Raw genomic sequence first — 18,035 nt, 5'->3', positions numbered from 1 at the left:
ATGTTTCAATCAGATCTGGTCCGGATGATCGCGCCGGCGATATTCATCGCTCGATTATGTGTTTTGATCTGCAGCTCTTTCATTTCCTCATCCTTCCGCCCGCTTGACGGACCCTGCCATCCAGCAGTACCCGGCCAGGTTTCACGTCCGAACTTGAAGTCCCAGTCGGGTCAGGACGTGTTCAACTTGTTGAGCGATTGTGGGGGTGCGGCCCGACGCACTGGAAATCGCAAATGGATCGCCTCCGTTCACCCATCCCCGCGGAAATTCGGGCGCTACGGCGTCGGCCTGGCCCGCGGCCGGATCGCCGATATAGAAGGTCCCGTCGGTCTAGATCGCGTGCATGATCACCGCCAGCTTGCGCGCCACCGCGACGCAGGCCTTGCGGTAGCAGCGTTTGGCGATCGCCTGGCCCCAGCTCTTGACCTTGTCGGAGCCCTTGAAGCGCGTCATCAGGCCTGACGCCGCCTCGTAGAGCGCGCGCCGTACGTCCGCATCGCCGACTTTCGAGATGCGCCCCTGAATGTCGATCGTTGAGCCGGATTGCCAGCGTCGCGACGTCAGCCCGAAGTAGGCGGCGACGTCGCGCGAGCGGCGGAAGCGCGACGGGTCGTCGATTGCCGTCATGAACGAGAGCGCCATCACCGGGCCGACGCCGGGGATCGCCATGAAGCGCCTGCATGGCTCGCTCTTCGCGACCATCCTGACGACGAGATCGTGCAGCCGACAGTACTGTTTCCACAGCGCGGAGCGCCGTCAGCAATGGCGTCGATCAGTTCGGCCGACAGCGGATCGTCCGCAACGGCGGCGCGCACCGCCTGCTCGAAAGCGCCGCATCCGACCTTGCTCAGGCGGATGCCGAACGCCTTCAGTGAGTGCCGGATGGCGTTTTCCAGGTCGAGGAACTTGGCCTTCAGGTTGCGCCGGTGGGTCAAGAGAAGCTTCGTCCGGTAGCAGCTTTGCGACTTGATGTAGGCCTGGCGGAACCAGCCGGTGCGCATCATGGGCGATGCCCCAGCGCATCGGCCTTGTCGGTTTTGTTGCCCTGCGCCGCCATCGCGGCGCGCACATGCACCGTCTCCAGGCAGATCGCCGGCAGGCCGAGTTTCTTGAGCTCGGGATGCAGCCAGGGCGACAGCGATCCTGCCTCTTGGCCGACGCGGCGCAGGCGCCCCAGGTACGGTTTGAGGATCTCGAGGATCGCCTCGGGATCGGTCACCACCGCCTGCAGATGCACCGCGCCCTCCCCGTCCACGACGCACACCGCCGTCTCGTCCATCAACACGTCCAGCCCACAAAGAATTCCATCAGCTGCCTCCTGTGTTGTTTCACAGGAGATTTTTTAGCAAGCCGGCGAGAAGCGCGATGCGGACGTGAAAGATGAAGGAGCGACCTGCCGATTACGGGCCGCAATCGTCCCGTTGCCTGTGTAAACGTCCGGACCCTGAACGTATTTGGGCTAGTGGAGGCTGTTCGTCCCTTCAGATCGGCCGGTGGGCGTGCGAACGGTTAATCCATTTCAGATTGCGCGATCCGATCGACATGGATAACCTTCATGCGGCGATTCCTGCCAGACCTGTCGCCAGGTCAAAGTGGACATGGACTACCTGCAAACGTGAATCGATCCTTTGGGTCGTCTCGTAATTGGCGACAGACGATCATGAAAAAGGAACGGTCACATGGCCTCTATTCTGCTAACCCTCGACAATATCGATTTTGTGAAATCCGAGTTGCGCAAGGCAATGCCGGGGGGGGGGGAATTCTGCGCACCTCACCGAAGCGCTTGCATTTGGCGTTGGATATGACACGCACGCAGCTCTGCTGGCGGCGATCAAGACCTGCACCCGGCATCGTCCTATTCTGGCGAAGGTTGACGATGAAAAGATTGCCGCACGACTAGCCGCGCTTGGGAACAACATGTTTGGTGTCGTTTCCACAGGGACTACCCTCAGGTCGCCCTCAATGCCCGAGCACATATGGGTGGAATTCCGCAACGGTAATGTCAATGCCAACAATTACTGGTTCCGGGAATGCCGGAACCGCGACATTCCCAACTTGCGTATTTCCAAGCGCACCAAGTACGTCAAATTGAACTGGGATTGCATATCTCTGGACGGCCGTAGCGAGGCCCACGTGATGGGCGAGAGCGGAAGCGCCCTGACAAAAGCTATGTTCAAAACGTATCAAGGAATCGCCCGCCGCATACCGGGAAAGTCGTTATTCTCTGGCTCGAGCTTCGTGGGTTCTGTGGATCCACTACTGCCGGAATTAAGCTTGCGATCTTGCTGATGAATTCTTCGCTATGCTCTACGAGCCTACGCGAGGGCAAGCACTCGCAGCCTGAATGGTCGGAAGAGAGGGGCGCCGACCGGACGCCCCTTATCCGACTTCGACGTGAAACTTCGGATAGGCATCCCTGAATGCCGCGAGGGCACCGGATCGGATCTGGTTCAACCTGACCGCGACATCTGAGTCGACAGTGAATACGGGGCAATCCGGATTCCCGCACCCGCAAGGCCTGATGGTCTTGTCACGCAGACCGGACGCAAAAGCGCGTCGCAATTGATCTACCAGTTGCACGGAACGACTCACGCTCGTCTTTTTATGCCGATCCCGCAGATGATGGAGGGAGGGGATACGCCTTATCTCGTCGCCCTCGCGCGTTCGCCAAATGCCCGTATTCAGCGCGGAGATGGTATCGTCAATGGCCTGCCTAAACGCGTGTAGCGAACACTCTTGCTGAAATGGCGTGCGAAATGCCGGGCGATCAAACACGATGGCCATCTGAGCAAGAGCATCCATATCCGACAGACCCGCAAAGTCCTCAGCAAACCGCGTCAGTTCGGCAGCCTTGTCAGGAAATTCCTCTCCCTCGCAAAATCGCTTCAGCAGGTCTTCGCCGATCAAGCGCAAATGCTCCTCCAGCTCCGCGCCGCCCCAGATTGACAAATTATCGATACCGTTCGCCTTGGCAAATTTCTGAACGGCATCGCGGCGGCTAGCGGATACGGCGCCCCGCGTCACAAATTTGAGAGCTTCGAATTTCGTTGGAGAGGACAGCAGCCTTTGAATGTCATGCTCGGCCTTGGCCTGAGTGAGACTGCTGCGATTGACGCACTGGATAACGCTCCGGCGTGGCGGGCCATCGTCCAGCCGTTCAACTCCGACAATATCGCGTCCATGATCGCCTCCGGCTTGCCCATACCATGCGACATCGGTCCATCCGGCCCTGACATGGTAGGCAAAGACCAATCGTTCGAATTCGGGTCCGCCGAAATCCTCAAAATGGATTCTCTGAACTAGCTTCGAGATTTTTGGCATGTGTGATGCCGTCCCCAAATTCAGCCCAATTCAGCCATTCAGGATGTGCTATAAAAGGGCTAGGAATCGATAGCCTAAAGTCATGAGCCAACAAAAATATAAACGCAATCACTGGGTCCCTAAGGCATACTTGCGGGCGTTCGCCTGCGATAGTAGCTGTGAGAAAAATTTGGACTTTCGGGAAGTCAGGCGGCGATCCCCTCAAGCGATCTATCTCAAAGGTCGCCGTGAAATTTTACCTTTATGCCCCCGTCGAAAACGGCCAGCGCAATTACCAACTCGAACAGAAGCTCAGCAATCTTGAGCAGCTTTTTGGCATGCCGTTCTGGTCAGAAATCAGCACGGGGTATATCGATCTCAGTAACAAGGTTACGCGCGAGGGCATCGCTCTTCTGACGGCGGTTATGTACCTGCGCAATCCATCCTTCTTCAATCGGACCGCTGAAATTTATCAGCATCTTCGATCCTTCTACATGGCAGCCGGCGAACCGCCTGACAGGGTGGAAATCGGCGGACGAAAGTACGACGTGGATAAGGCATCATGGCCCGCGTATCGGGACGCAGGCGAAGATGATGTAAAGCGCATGTGGCTGGATAATTGACCCAAGCCTCATCGCTGGCCGAGTTGCTGTTAAATATGAGGTGGTCCATCATAACTTCGGAGAGACCGGTTTTCATCACATCAGACAGCCCGGTGACGGTTCTGCATCCGAGCATGCGTTTCCGCGGCCTCAAGGATGCGGAGACGAGCGTCATATTTCCGCTCAGTCCGACTCGCGTTCTGCATCTGGACAATCGGAACTCTGAGCCCGACTGCCAGTATTATGCGGTACCTGGAAAGGGTGAGGTTCAGAACATTCTCAACTGGCGTAACGTCGTCGAGCATATGTTCACACACCGTCACCCGGATGAAGTCAGCGCCGAAATGTTCGCCGTAGACGAAAAGGCTGCTTGAGGCCGCTGCTACGCAATCCTGAAGAGTGCTTTCGCACCTACCCACCACGCGCGTATGTTATGATCTATATTTCGGGAAGCACCCCGGGAGATCACCCTCAAACCCGCATCACAATCATAGACTTGGCGCAAGGCGTATATAGTCACACCCATCACGCGGGAGTCGCCGATCGGGCGATGCGCCGGTATCACCCGTACTCATTCGATTTTGACTCGACTCCAATGCTCCTCGATGAGCCCGGCGAGACGTGGGACGATGAAGCAAAGACGCTGCATGCTGAGAACCGCGAGAAGACAATATCGCGCATAAAGGACGAATACGGCACGTGGAATCAGGACGCAATCGTTCAAAACATTGTCGATCCCGGCGCAAAGCCAATGTCCCTGGTTGCGTACCATAATCGCTTCTATCATCAGGCTCGCCAGGCGTTCGTTGTAGGTGCCTACTATCCGGCTCTCGTTGGGGCTTGCGCGTTGGGTGTGCGCATCCTCGATCACTTGGTTCTGGACTTGCGGGGCAGTTTCAAGAGCTCGCCTCACTACAAAAACGTATATCTCGTTCGATGACTGGCCATTTGCCGTCAACGTGCTTTCCGAGTGGGGTGTTTTTGCGGATGGTGTCGGCGATTATTTCCTGGAGTTAGCTAAGCTGCGAAACCGGTCAATCCATTTCAACGCGGATACCTATGCGGCGCCGCGCGAAGACGCTCTTTCGTCACTGCAATTATTTAGCGCGATCATTTCCAAGCAGTTCGGCTATTTTGGCCGGCAACCGTGGTTCATTGCCGATACACCTGGAGCTCAGTTCGTCAAGAAATCCTTTGGGACTGTACCCTTTGTGCAAACGTACATCCTGGCGCGCATGGCGATGGGAGCCTGAGCGACGAGGAATTTGCCAAGGCATACCGGGAGCGAGATCGTGCGCGCGTGGTAACGAGGGAAATGATTGAGCGAGAGTTAAATCTGGCCACTAGATGAACGTTCTTGAAGGTCACCGGCCACTCTTGCGACAAGCCTCGACACCGAACGGACCGACCATCGGGCCGATCAGCCTTGGCAAACAGAGCTAGCTTGAACATCGGGCGTTCGCTACAAAGCGCTCATGATCGAGCCCTCAGAGTTTGCCAGCTGCTTCATCGAAACTTTCGACAAGAGTGCCCTAAAGATATTCCGTAGTTGGCTTGCCAAGAAGCCAACTACTACCAAGTGGATCATTGCAGGGGACTTCGCGCTACGCGACAAGAGCCGCCCAGGCGACTGCTTCGCCTTCAGCATCATCCCGTACGATTTGTTTCCCGCAGACTTTGCCGAAGAGGTTCGGCAGAACCTCCCGAGAGACTTAAAGGACAGCAAGACACTTGGCGCCAATGCAGCGGCTTGGCTGCGGGACTCGCGCCATTTTCACATCCTGATACCGATGAGGCAGGATCGGGCCTTCTATAGTAATGGGGACATGAAGCCGAGAGACGTCATCCAAGAGAGCTTGGCGCTGACAGTGGCGGCGCTCATCTCGGCGGAACGAGGCGACGAACAGATCCGGAGATTCAAGGCTGCGATCCAAAAAACGAAGGCCAATTCATTCAATGTGGGGCTCTTCACCGATCTCACTCTGCTAGCCCTGTACCTTGCCATCATCTCGTTGATATTGTGTGGCGACCGCAAACCGGAAATGATTAGTTGGTTCTGCGACCGTGACAGCATGATCAATTACTGCGATAGCCTCGTTTGGGACTACGCAATCAATAACTTTGTTGGGTTGGCTGGACTTCTGGACATAGATGCATCGGGCATCATACCTGGAGTCTATTCCGGATAGCAGCACCGGCAAGGAAGTAATGTGGTTCGACCATTATATCCGGGCAGCAGACTGGCTAGCAGGAGCCATCGCAGCTTGGGACCGAGAGGCCAATTCCCTTCCCGGCGAGCAGGACAAGTATGTCCGAGTAATCGAAGACGTGGTGACCGAAAGTGATAACACCGTTATCCTTCCGGTCTATCTGGCAAAAGACGGAACACTGACAATCACGCGTCTCGAACTGACACGGGAATCTGCGGGAGATGACACACCAGATGGAGCAGTCCCCTCCACGTCTTGAAGACATCCTGATGTCGTGTCGGTGAGACGGGATCGACCTGATTCTTGCGCGGCGTCGCTTATTTGCGTTTCTGGCCGAACACCCGCTCCAAGTTCTCATACACCCCGCGATGCCGTTCTTCTGGCATGCGATCCAGATTGTGCAGCTTCCAGCGAACGGCGGGCAGCTTGTCCGCCCCTTCAATGCCGAGCAGATCCCATTGCGGGCGACGGGCTTTGAAGGAGAGCAGGAATTTTCGCTGATCGTCGGTCAATGCCTGATTTAGCCCGGTGATCAGCCGCTCGCGAACGTCGAGCAATTCATCGAGGCTCACCTCGATCTGCGACATGCGCAGAAATTCTCCTTCGTAGATGCCGGCAATGTCCTTGCGGGTTGGTTGTAGGAGTTCAGCCATCGTTCGGTTGTGACTGATGAGGTAGACGAGAAAAGTCTTCACCAAATCTTCGGTCAGCCCTTCATTCTCGAGCAGCAATTTGATATCGAAGAGATCACGCGGATGTTGGCGGTCAAGCGCCGCGCAGATTTTTCCGGCATATAGATCGGGGATCGAAAGAAGCTGCATCTCGACGTAACCGAATTGCTCTTCGACTGCGGGCGACACCTCCCGTAGCTCCTCGGGGAATACTGAGCCGCGCAGCACAGGGGAGAGTTCGATCTTAATCCGATCGCCGCCTTGGGTCACGAAAAGACGCAAGGCATCCCGCTGATCTTCGTACGATCTGATGATCTCCGTATCGGGCATCGCCTTTGAGATCGCATCAGCAATGCGCGAGAGCGCTTCAGCAATCTTCTTAAGCGCTTCGTCACGCTCGTCCATGGGCAGATAGACGAGATCGATGTCGACGGAGAGCCGCGGCAGATCGCGAACAAAGAGATTGATGGCGGTGCCGCCTTTGAGGGCGAAACACGTCTCCGCCGCGACCAGCGGCAAGACACGCGTCAGGAGTCGGACTTGTCCGTAATAAGGGCTGGTTGTGTCCACATCTCCTCCGGAACCGTTATGCGGTATTTTGGATCGAGTCTGCCGCCTCTGACCAGCATTCTGTTACCGCTACCAAGGCCAAGCTCATCAAGCGCTTCGGGTTTGGGAAGCTTCTTCAGCCAGGCGTAGGAATGACGCTCGGCCATCCAGTAGAACAGCCTGCGCAATTTGACGCTCGTGCACTTGCGCAAGAGTTGCTCCATGCGCCTTGGTGAGAGCGTGGTCATGCCCTGGAGAAGCTGGTCGGCGTGCTCGAAGGATATGGCGCCCGGCACGTCCATCAGGACTTCAAGGTAAGCCCGCTCGGGCGATGACATGGTGAACGGCCAAGCGCCTGTCCGCTGACCCGGTATGCTGCTATCCACGAGCGTTCGCTCGTTTGTGTCGTACTCGCGGTTGACGAGGCCGGAACCGCCTAGCGAGGAAAGACGATTGTGGCGAACGAACTGGACTGAAGGCAGCGCACTCCCTAGCCAGGCCGGCAAAACGTCTTTGCCGTAAAGATGGACCGCGCGTTGCCTCGACAATGGCAGGTAGTGCGCAAATCCTTGCAATTCGAGCGCTGTCAATCCGCCGACACTTAGATCCGTGCGGAAGATGGTCTGCAGTGCGGTGACGATGCCCTGCCAGGTAAGGTGTGTACTGGGGCGTATATAGACACCGGACGCGACCAGCGTGAGCTGCCTGCTTTTGACCAGATTATCGAGCGCGTGGCGATCGAAGTCCGGATTCTGCTCGGACAGCCAACGCTTCGTCACCGGTAGCCCCTCAGGCACCAGGTTTCGCAGCAATTGTCTTCGGTCGGTGTTTGTTGGCATAGGTTTAAAAAACACTTTCGATGCGGCGATCATCGCCGTATTTTGCGACTCTCATAAACTATCACTTTTAAAGTGAATTTACAATCTTTCAAAAATGCGGCGATGATCGCCGCAAATTTAAATATTTGCAAACAAGCACTCTACTCAATACGCGAGGCTCAGCGGGTTCTTTCGTGTTCTCCCGATAGGCGCCGCGCGTCAGCACGATGGAGTTGACGGGAACTACTGAACGAATCCAGGCACACGCCAGTCACGTGCGTTCCACCAATCTTAAATTGCAGCTTGGGTGAGACATTGGCGGCGCTTATGCTGCATGAATGGACCAAAATTATATTCCACGATCGCTCTATCACGGGGACAGGATCATTTCAGAGGCGGCTTTGCTCGCCGAAGAGGCACTCATTGTTGTGCTAGCAGAACCAGGTGCTGGCAAGAGCGATCTTCTGACGAGCATGGCCGCCCATTTAGGTGGTGAATTCTGCACAGCAACCAGCTTCCGTCACCGCTCGGTGATAGCCGAGGTTCCGTCATTGGTCATCGATGCTCTCGATGAAGTGGCCCGTATAGACCAATCTGCAATTGATCAGATCATCGTCAAGGCAAAGGAGTCGCAGGCGGGTATCGTCGTGCTGGCCTGTCGCTCCAGTGAATGGGGCCCGGCACGAACCCGGCTTTTGCAACAGTGCTTCGGCTCTGAGCCGGCCGTGGTACGGCTTTTGCCGTTTTCCGAAGCGGAACAGAAGCTGCTTTTTGAAGCCTATCTTCCGGGAGAGGATTTCACAGCGTTCCTCAATGAAGCTGCTCGCTTCGAGCTCGTGCCGCTTTTAGGTAATCCACAATTTCTCAAGCTCTTCTCTGACGCCTATGTGCAGAGCGGTCGGAAGTTCGTGACAAAAAGCAGGATTTTCGTTGACGCGGTCGAGAGGCTGACCTCGGAGCGAAGCGCATCGCCAAAACAGCGCGGACGGCCGCCCTCTGATGCAATTATCCGCGTCGGAGAAGAGCTCTTTGCAAAACTGCTGTTATCGGGATCAACAGGCTTATCTTCTGTAGAGCAGCCAGGCGATATGGATTTCCCGTATCTGCGGGCGGTCAGCACCGCTGACCTGTCATTGTTGCAATCCACGCTCGACACGCGGCTCTTCAAACCATCAGCCACACCCGCGAGGCACGAGCCGGTGCATCGCATCGTTTCAGAATATTGTGCCGCACGCTATCTTGCGACACGCATTGACGATGCTACCGATCCGCTTTCCCTTGGCCGGTGTCTCGCGGTAATCGCGCCCAACAGCGTAGTGCGCGACGAGCTTCGGGGCATGCTCGGATGGATGGCGGCTGTAGGAAGTTCCCATATCCAACGGGCTTGTATCGACGTCGACCCTTATGCGGTGCTGGCCAACGGCGACCCGTCGCAACTTACGTCGTCATCCAAGCATCTTCTCATGACACGACTGCGCGAGCTCTCAAAAATCGATCCGTATTTCCGCCGCAGCGACTCCTGGCGGCGATTTAGCGTGGCTGGCCTCTTCAGCGTCGATATGGTCGATGACCTGAAAGAGCAGCTGACTGGCGACAAAGTCGCGCCCGAGTTGCGCGATCTTCTTCTCGAACTTCTTCAAGCATCCGACGCTATCCCGCACCTCGAAGAAGAGCTTTGCTGCATCATGCTCGACGCTGACAGCCAGTTGTCGTCTCGTATGCGTGCGCAGCACCTTCTCACGGAATTGCCGGACCGCGACCGCGGGCCGGATGTCACAACCCTGATTGCGATGGGCGATACAGCCTCGTTGCGTATCGCGACTGATATCATCACCGAATTGGGTATGAAGGTGATCGGAAGGGAGCAGGTACTCGCCTTGCTCCAAAGAATTGCAGCAACAGGGAAGGTCAGGAAACGACGCGATCAAGCGGCGCCGGAGCTTCGTTTTTACGTGAGGCAGTTTATCAGCACGTTCGACCTGCCCGGCACAGAATGGCTTCTCGACGAGCTTACCCGTGGCCTCACCTGCACATGCGGTGCAACACGCGAACATCGACGCAATTGTCGTATCGAGGTCAGCAAGATCGCCGGCTCACTGCTTGACCAATATTTCAAGCTGTCGACCAAAACACATGCGCCAGACAAAATTTGGGGATGGACGAAATCTCTGACGTTTGATCGCACCAAATCGTCAGATCAGAGCATCGCAGTGCAGGCACTGACCGAGAACGACGAATTACGGCAGGCGATACATCGGCTCGCTTTCGCAGGTTGTGCCGACGACAAGGACGTATGGGACGTTCGGATGCGCCTCTCGATGAGCCAGCGTCATTCGGGGTTGCAGATGAACCTACGTGATTATCGTGCCCTGCTCGACCATGCCTTTGAAACGGGCAATGCCGCATTGTGGGGCGGATTTTATTCCATGCATAACATTTATTCGGAAAAGAAAGGTCCAGACGATTTCCGGGCCTTGATGCGCAGGCAAGGACGCGAACGATCAGAGCTGCTCAGAATCTGGTCCAAGCGTGAGCGTGAAACCCGTTCATTGATAGACAAGGATCGGTATCGCTGGCCGAGATCAAACCGTAGATGGCAACGCAAGGAAGATCAAACCAAACTAGCGAGGCTAGCCTTTTTTCGAGAAAATTTGGCAAGAATCGAGGCCGGTGCGCACTGGGGTGCACTCCGACTGATTGCCGACTACTACCTTCTCCAACCCGAAAAGATGGGTGAGATATTCGATGACGTTCGCAGCGCTGACAGAGCGCTTCTGAACAGCTTCCCCTTGCTCGACGAGCATGTTCCGACTCTATCAGCTCTTTCTCAACAACGGAAGGCGGTCACGCGGGTGCTGCACGCCGCATGTCTCGCATATTTTCGCGGGTCAGGAACTCTTGAGCGGATCGATCGTAAAGTCCTTGCCGCCGTGAAGACTGATTTGGGGGGGTATGGTGGATATGGGGAAGGAGAAGGCAAGGCTTTGGAAGCCGAGATCGATCGACTGCTGTTTGGGGATCTTTCGGATGTCGAAGCCTATGCGCGAGAATTTATCGAACCCCAGCTAACTCAACCGGGCGACCCACCTACCGATGTCGGCTGGCTTCGTCACAAACAGGCATTCAAACCTCTTCAAAAAACACTGGCGTTGGAATGGCTGGAGCGGTTTCCGGAAATGCCCAAGGGGGCCAGAGATACGCTCTTTGACATCTGTGCGGAGCATGCTGATCGCTCAAGACTACGGCACTTAATCGAACAACAATGTGCGGCGTGGACCGGGCGTGAAGCTACGACCGACGACGAAAAGTCCGACCAAAAATTCTGGTTTCTGCGGGCACTATTCTTCCTAGAAGATCCGCCGGGAGCTGTTTGGGAAGCGCTAAAGGCTGATCCGCAGACGATAACCCGTTTGGAGCATCGAGCGGGCCGGTTTTATCGGGATGACGCGGTGGGGTGGCCTGTGCTCTCGGCCAAGAAGGTATTTGCAATCTTAGACGCATACGTCGATGTATGGCCGAAGGTCTTTCTACCCAGCTCGTGGGGTACGGGCGACCCGCCCGGCGAAACGGCCTATCGCTTTCTGAGCGATGTGGTTCACCTAATAGGACGCGATTCTCCTGATCAGAGCCTCCCGGTCCTGGACAAGCTTTTGTCCGATGATCGCTTTGCTGATTTCCACAGGGATGCTCGCAGCATGAAAGCTGCGGCGCACCGGAAACAGGCGCTACAGGATTTTCGAACGCCCTCTGCAAAGGACATCGTCAATTTTCTCGACCATAGCAAGATCGCCACCGTGGAGGATTTGCGTGCATTGTTGGTTGAAGAACTGGTGGAATACCAGCGATGGGTTCAGGGCGCCGAGACCGACCCGCTCAACATGTTCTATCCGGGCGGCGAGCACCTCGATGAAAATAGTTCGCGCGATCGGATCGTTGACCGGCTACAGGTGAAAATGTCGGCCTTGAACCTCTCGGTCACAATCGAACATCACATGGCGCATGCGAACCGATGCGACATCACAGCATCAGTGATTATTGACGGTCGACGGCGGCTGCTCGTCATCGAGGTCAAAGGGCAGTGGCATTCAAAGCTCTTTTCAGCCGCCTCGGCGCAGCTTCACGACCGCTATAGCGTGCACCCTGATGCGGCGGATCAAGGCATCTATCTCGTTCTATGGTTCGGGGCAGGTGAGAAAATCGCGGGGCGTAAAGACTTATCCATAACGACGACGGCACAGCTAAAGGACGCTATTATTGAACAGATGCCGGTCGATCTACGCCGGGTCATCGACGTGGTCATACTGGATCTTTCGCGAAGACCTTGCGGCTCGGGGGATGCAACGGGGGTGCGCAGCGACCCCCTTGCCAAGAAGGTGCGGAAAAAGCGTAAGTACACCCGCACACATTTTGCGAAACGCGCGAACGGAGTTCGTTTGGTTCATCTGAACCGCGTTCGGATGCTTCAATTCAGCTTCATATTGCGAGGCCAGAGGCCGTCGACAAGCTTTTGGTCGAGGAATTTCTTCCCCCATATCCTTTTCGCGTTTCTCTATCGCTCGCTTAAGTTCAGAGCGCTGTCGCTCGAATATGATCTGAGAATGATGGCTCAGTTTACATCCATCAAGCATCCGCCAGACGCGACGGTCAGCACTGCTCTTGAGGAGTTCGAAATCCGCTGACGCGGATATGCCATTGTCGGCTGACCTGAACTGCTCCAGCCAATGAACAATTGAGCGGCGGCGCTCCCTCCATCCTTCGGCATAGCGCCAGACATTTCCGAGCCAAGACGCCTGTATGTCCAGGCGCTCTAGGTCTTCGACACGCGGCGACGAAAGGCCCAGATAGCCCCGAACAATCATAGCCCGCCCCCGTCTCCAGATGGAGGGTGATTGGGCTTCAGAAATAGTCCAACCGATCAATCGCTGCTGGAGGTCTGGAGTCTCTGCGTGCAAGGTGCAATCGAGTAGCTCGCGGTCGTTTTCACAGAAGTCGAACGCTTCAATCTGAAGTACCCACCCCTTGGGGCTCGTGCACGCGAAAGGCATGGTGAGAAGCCAGTCCGAGCCGAGGTTCGTTCGATATACAGTATGATGTCTCGTAGACAGGAGGTTACGCCATATCGAGGCAAAACGAATTGGGCCGCATTTGAGTCCAACGGAGACCATCGGATATAGCAGACCAGGCTCATGGACAGCGAGTTGATTCAGATTGTCAGCAGACTGAATCGAGAGGAAATCCGCAATAGCCTCAAAGGCGGTCGGCTCTGCGGTCCAGAGCGTTTCAAGGCCAGCGCTCGGAATGGTCCAGTCGGGACGCCGCCTGCCGCTTGCAAGGGTCGATTGATCCGAACGCTGAACAGCCTCAATTGCTTGGTCAATGATTTCTTGGCGCGCATCGGCATCGAACCCCAATCGAAATCGTTCGGCCAGCGTGAGAGCCGATTTATTGAGACCGTGCTGAAGCGTGACACTTCGAGTTTCCAGTTGAGTGTCATCGGTTGCAAAATTGGAAATGGACGTCGCCGGCAATGGTCGCTTCTCTGCGTCCAAGACTGACCGCAGTTTGGCGATCAAAATGGCACTGATCACCGCTGGCCCATCCTTTGTATTCTCGGCGGCGCGCACAAGATGGCGAGGATGAAGACGCCGAACCACCTCATTGAGGGAAAGCGACGCCTTTGCGAGAACCAAACTTCCCCAGAAGGCTTCATCATCGTCTCGGGCATTCCCGACAGTCCAATCCAAGGCGATCAACTCGGCAGCCGCCGCAGGCGCATCGGATTTAGCCAAAATCTCCAGTTCGGGCGCTCGGCAATGCGGAGATGATTGTCTCAGGCGCTCCAGCAATGCAGTGCGCGGGGCATTGGTCAAATCCACACCCGTGGCAGCCACCAAAAAGAGCGCACTTCGCAATCGATTTCGTTCGAGGCCGCCATGAATAGCTTTCGCCAATGCATCGAGCCCAGTGGCACTCGGAATGCTGAACGTCAGCGCCAAATCACGATAGATAACTTGCGACGGTTCCAAGCTCAGGAGCAGGCTAATCTGCTCGTCGCCGTCCTTTGCCAACAAAAATTGGGCCGCCATCCGCAGATTCGCGCTATCCGGATCGTCTCCAGGTATCGACATAAGCGGCACAAGGTCGGCTGCATCAAGTACCGACATTTCCATGATGATAACAAACATGGCTCTTTCCGGCGACACTTGGCCGGCCGCGACGTGACCCGAAAGTCGGCGCGTAATGGCTGCTCTATCATCGCGCGCTGCCCGGGCCAAAACGGGCATCCAATGCTCTAATGCAACGGATTCGGAAGTGTGGCCCCTTGATTGATAGATTGCCGTAACGTCGAGATTTCTTGCAAAATCCGTGGCCTCGCGAACAAGGCTTTCCGGTAGTCTCATCTTAGGATGGAGTAGCCAGTCCCGCGCATATGACAAGCGAACATGAGGTTTTTCGGTTTGGTCGGCGACCTTCTGAATGGCTTCCTCGACGGTTGCAGGTCTTTCCCATACTGAAATTGTTTTGATTAACTCTTGTCGTTCGTCTCTAAGCCCAGATTTGTCAAAGGCGTCTGCAACGACGGTCATGGCCTGAGGCGTCCCAATTGCCCATCCAAGTGAACCTGCGGCATGCGCCATCAGAATGTCATTGCCCAAGGTGAAAGATTGCGCTTGTGACAACGCTTGATCGACTAGGGCGATCTCGGAGGGTTCGGCACCGCGCAGCAGCGCTGCGATATATTTATCGTCATGGTCTCCGTACCGAACAGACCCGGCTATGGACCAAACCCTTATCAAAGGCATCAGGTCATCACGACTGTGAAAAGCAAGAACGCTAACGGCGTAGCCAAAGGCGTGCGATCCATCAGGCTCTTCGCCATCTGCTATGGTGAGAGTTTCATCGGCCTCCTTGAACGGTTTATTCAAAACCAAGCGATCGCCGAGGCGTTTGCGCAGTCGCTCAAGTCGCTTTTCACGCAAAGCAGACCGGTCGTCTGTTTGCCCCAAGAATGGCCACTCCATTAGACCGATCAAGCCGGCCCAATGACGAGCACGTTCAATCAGTGCTACCCTCAATTCGCTCGCACCAGTGAGGGGTCTAATAATATAAGCAAGGCGTTCGGACGCCTCTGCGTCGCCTGCGAACCAGACGTATTCGGCGACATCCACAAGAGCTGTGTTTATGCGCCGTGAAATAGCAAGAATGTCGTCTTCGTGTTCGTCGGAAAGGTTTGGCCTATCGAGCCAAAGGGCGAATATCGCGGCTTGGGCTGCTCTCCTACCGTCCGCTAATGCGGCGGCCCAACTGGCAACTCGAAGCACTTCACAATCGAATGAGGCCCCGCCCCACGGCTCTATCCAGCTTCGAACTTCACTGACAATCTGTCCAATCGTCCAATCCGCAGGAAGTTCTAGCGCTCGGCGCCAGAGATCCCAGCCAAGTGCAAATGCCGCGAATGACAATGTTAGACGGGTATCTTCCCCGGACCGTTCGGCAAGCCCGCCGTCAACCAGTTCCGTAAGTGTTTGCAAGACGCGCTCTGGATTGTCCGCAAAAGGGTTTGCGTTCCGGACGGCGTGATGTAGGTCAGCCGTCGCTATTCGCGAAGGATTCGGCGATGCCTTATCGATTGCCTTTGCAACTTGCCGGAGTGCTTCCTTGAAATCGGGTTCCGCAAGGATGTCACGGTTTCGTGCCAGGCGGTCTTTCCAGTCCTCCCAATACAAGCGAGCTGGCGTGAACTCGCCCACTTTTTCAAGCTCTTCACGGTATCGGAGTGCTAGGTCGAAAAGTCGCGGACGGCGTAGCAATTCCGTCATTTCATCGGATAAAGAGGATCGGGGAATTTTGTGGTTCTTAAGACCTCGGTCGAGTTCCGCGTCTGCGAAGAGGCCTATACGGATAACCTGCGGTTTCTGGCTCAGTCCAACAAACTCATTGAAATCGTGCTCGAACGCATAGGGACGACACGTAGCAAGAACACGAACGCGCTGGCGATAGGGTTCGTCTTGCAGTCGCGTCAGCAACTCGGTCCAATCGCTCTTTCGTCGTTCGTTGAGACCGTCAAGAAAAAGTGTCACGATAGGGGCTTGGATATCGTCATAACTGAGCAACATCTCGGCTTTCTTGACCCATTCCGCAGGGGAGCGACCCAACATCATGCTGAGCGCGCAACTCATGAGTGTTATGGGGTCTTTCGAAACGGAAACCGCTTTGGTAACCGGAAGCAAGAGGGTCTCAGAGGCATTCTCCAAAAGCCAATGAAGAGCGGAGAGAGTCTTGCCAACTCCTTCGTCGCCGACAAAAAAGCAGGGATTTCCCTTTGTCGCCGCGGCTTTAATGCTTGCGCTGTTAGCATCGACCACATCACGGCGAACGAATTCGGCCCACGGGTCACCCAACCGTCCAGGGGCGGGTCTAGCCCTGAGGCGATGGACCAGTTTCTGCGGTTCCGACATCGTCTCTCGCCACCAGGCATCGACTGCCGCACGCAACGTCGCAAGCGTGAAATCGGGTCCCGAGAGTTTTTGGCGAAGCTCAAGAGCCCGCCCAGAGAAATTTGGCTCCCGTCTAAGGCGGTCGATTGCGGCTTGGGCTTCTGCCGGAAGCCGTAGGGCAGCGGCCTTTGGCGCCATAGCAATCAGTTGGACAAGGTCTGAGCCGCCCGTGGGCGGAGCGTCGAGCGTGAGAAGGCCGATTGCTTTTTCTTCCGCCTCGCGGCGCAGTGCTCGTTCAAGTTGCTCTGGGACAGGCCGACTAGCAGCGAGCACCCAAAGATCAGGTTTCGGCTCACGATGGGTCGCTTCAACGAAGCCACCGAGTACATTGCGCTGATTTAAAGAAGTAGTGTCTCGATAGAGCTTGGCTTCGAAAACCGTTTCAAACGGGCCTCGTGCACTTCCGTCACCCCCGTACTGGCTTCCGCTTCGCGAACAAAAGAAGCGTCTCCCACAGATTTCTGACAGCGCCTCGCCTACAAGATTCTCGAATTCGCTGTCTACTATGCTTTGCATATGCCGAAGCAGAACTTCTTCATCGAGCGGCCTTTTCGTTGCCCCGCGTTTCTTCCGGCTAGCCATTTTCTTCATCTTTCCCGCCAATCAACGACGCCCTCAAGCGGCCGGAGAGCCGCCGTTCAATCCTTGGACCATCTCCAAGATCGGCGCCTTCTATCTGAAGTCCACTGTGGTCATCGAAGACGAGGTCCGCTTGCTCGTTAAGCGTCATCAGGGTGGTGTCGATCTGACTTGCAGTGACGGTGCATTCCGGTATTGGCCAATTCCAATCGGAGAACCAAACCCGGTATGCCAACTAGACTTGGCGGAGGTGCATATAGCACCAGGAGCCGATCGGGCAGCGATCGAAGCTATTTTCAGAACAGCCGGTTTTCTGGAGTCGTCGTCGCTGGACCCTAACTCATTTATTGGCAACGAGGTGGTGGTTGTTCGCACCTTGCTGCCATAGCAGATACGCTCACTTGACCAATCTGCCCGAGCACCCCGACGACGCCGCAAGAACAGCAGTCTCTGATTGACCTCGCCACCGAGCTGTCCAGACTCTACGGATTCGCCCGCCAGATGAACGAGATGGTTGGTCCACCACGATCACTGCGGCTGAGGTCAGGGACAACCGGGCAGGTCGCAGGGGCGGCCAGCTACTAACGCGAGCTCTCAGCTTATCGAATACATCGGCCTGCCCGCACTTGGCGTGCTACCGGTGCCCCTGTTCCGGATGGTCGCACCATACGCCGAAAATCGCTCATCTCCAGCGGGGATCGGATGGCACCGTCATGATCATACCCGCTGGCATGGAGCTGCGCCAAACGCCGGCATCGATCTTGTCGGTCTTAATCCTGGCATGGGCGATCGCCTTCACCTGCATCGG

The 18,035-nt window shown here is 55.9% G+C and carries 10 protein-coding genes and 1 pseudogene; 6 read left to right on the top strand and 5 right to left on the bottom strand.

What is annotated here, in order from left to right:
- Nucleotides 1-333: 333 nt before the first annotated feature.
- Nucleotides 334-1,279 (bottom strand): annotated as a pseudogene (locus NKH90_RS29480) (IS110 family RNA-guided transposase); the annotation flags it as partial.
- Between the two features lie 683 nt (nucleotides 1,280-1,962).
- Between NKH90_RS29480 and NKH90_RS29475 the strand changes: the two are divergent.
- Complete coding sequence (locus tag NKH90_RS29475; protein WP_352509340.1) at nucleotides 1,963-2,289, top strand: hypothetical protein; 327 nt, start codon at nucleotides 1,963-1,965, stop codon at nucleotides 2,287-2,289.
- Nucleotides 2,290-2,379: 90 nt separating this feature from the next.
- On the opposite strand, the gene NKH90_RS29470 is transcribed toward NKH90_RS29475, so the two are convergent.
- Nucleotides 2,380-3,321, bottom strand: a complete 942-nt coding sequence (locus NKH90_RS29470; RefSeq protein WP_352509341.1) for a restriction endonuclease — start codon at nucleotides 3,319-3,321, stop codon at nucleotides 2,380-2,382.
- A gap of 158 nt (nucleotides 3,322-3,479) precedes the next feature.
- Between NKH90_RS29470 and NKH90_RS29465 the strand changes: the two genes are divergently transcribed.
- The 5 genes from NKH90_RS29465 to NKH90_RS29445 all read left to right on the top strand — a co-directional run bounded on the left by NKH90_RS29465 (nucleotide 3,480) and on the right by NKH90_RS29445 (nucleotide 6,091).
- Complete coding sequence (locus tag NKH90_RS29465) at nucleotides 3,480-3,923, top strand: DUF4238 domain-containing protein (RefSeq protein ID WP_352509343.1); 444 nt, start codon at nucleotides 3,480-3,482, stop codon at nucleotides 3,921-3,923.
- A complete protein-coding gene (locus NKH90_RS29460; RefSeq protein ID WP_352458538.1) occupies nucleotides 3,920-4,276 on the top strand; it encodes a DUF4238 domain-containing protein in 357 nt (118 codons plus the stop codon). The genes NKH90_RS29465 and NKH90_RS29460 overlap by 4 nt, the downstream gene beginning before the upstream one ends.
- Nucleotides 4,277-4,335: 59 nt before the next feature.
- The gene (locus NKH90_RS29455) at nucleotides 4,336-4,842 is read left to right on the top strand and encodes a hypothetical protein (protein WP_352822590.1); all 507 of its coding nucleotides are present in this window, start codon (nucleotides 4,336-4,338) and stop codon (nucleotides 4,840-4,842) included.
- A 19-nt stretch (nucleotides 4,843-4,861) separates the two neighbouring features.
- Nucleotides 4,862-5,155: a hypothetical protein gene (locus tag NKH90_RS29450; protein ID WP_352458536.1), complete on the top strand. Its 294-nt coding sequence runs from the start codon at nucleotides 4,862-4,864 to the stop codon at nucleotides 5,153-5,155.
- 222 nt (nucleotides 5,156-5,377) lie between these two features.
- Entirely contained in the window at nucleotides 5,378-6,091 is a 714-nt protein-coding gene (locus NKH90_RS29445) for a hypothetical protein (RefSeq protein ID WP_352822588.1), read from the top strand.
- A gap of 338 nt (nucleotides 6,092-6,429) precedes the next feature.
- Here the strand turns inward: NKH90_RS29445 and NKH90_RS29440 are convergent, their stop codons facing one another.
- The 3 genes from NKH90_RS29440 to NKH90_RS29430 form a co-directional block, all read right to left on the bottom strand.
- Complete coding sequence (locus NKH90_RS29440; RefSeq protein WP_352822586.1) at nucleotides 6,430-7,353, bottom strand: nucleotidyl transferase AbiEii/AbiGii toxin family protein; 924 nt, start codon at nucleotides 7,351-7,353, stop codon at nucleotides 6,430-6,432.
- Nucleotides 7,311-8,204: a type IV toxin-antitoxin system AbiEi family antitoxin domain-containing protein gene (locus NKH90_RS29435; protein WP_352458833.1), complete on the bottom strand. Its 894-nt coding sequence runs from the start codon at nucleotides 8,202-8,204 to the stop codon at nucleotides 7,311-7,313. The genes NKH90_RS29440 and NKH90_RS29435 overlap by 43 nt, the downstream gene beginning before the upstream one ends.
- Before the next feature lie 4,220 nt (nucleotides 8,205-12,424).
- A complete protein-coding gene (locus NKH90_RS29430) occupies nucleotides 12,425-17,239 on the bottom strand; it encodes a hypothetical protein (RefSeq protein ID WP_352822584.1) in 4,815 nt (1,604 codons plus the stop codon).
- Nucleotides 17,240-18,035 lie beyond the last annotated feature (796 nt).

The organism is Mesorhizobium sp. M0898, assembly GCF_040319695.1.
Classification (GTDB): Bacteria; Pseudomonadota; Alphaproteobacteria; order Rhizobiales; family Rhizobiaceae; genus Mesorhizobium.
Note: the sequence above shows the minus strand (reverse complement) of the source record. Positions and strands in the feature narration are given on the sequence as shown.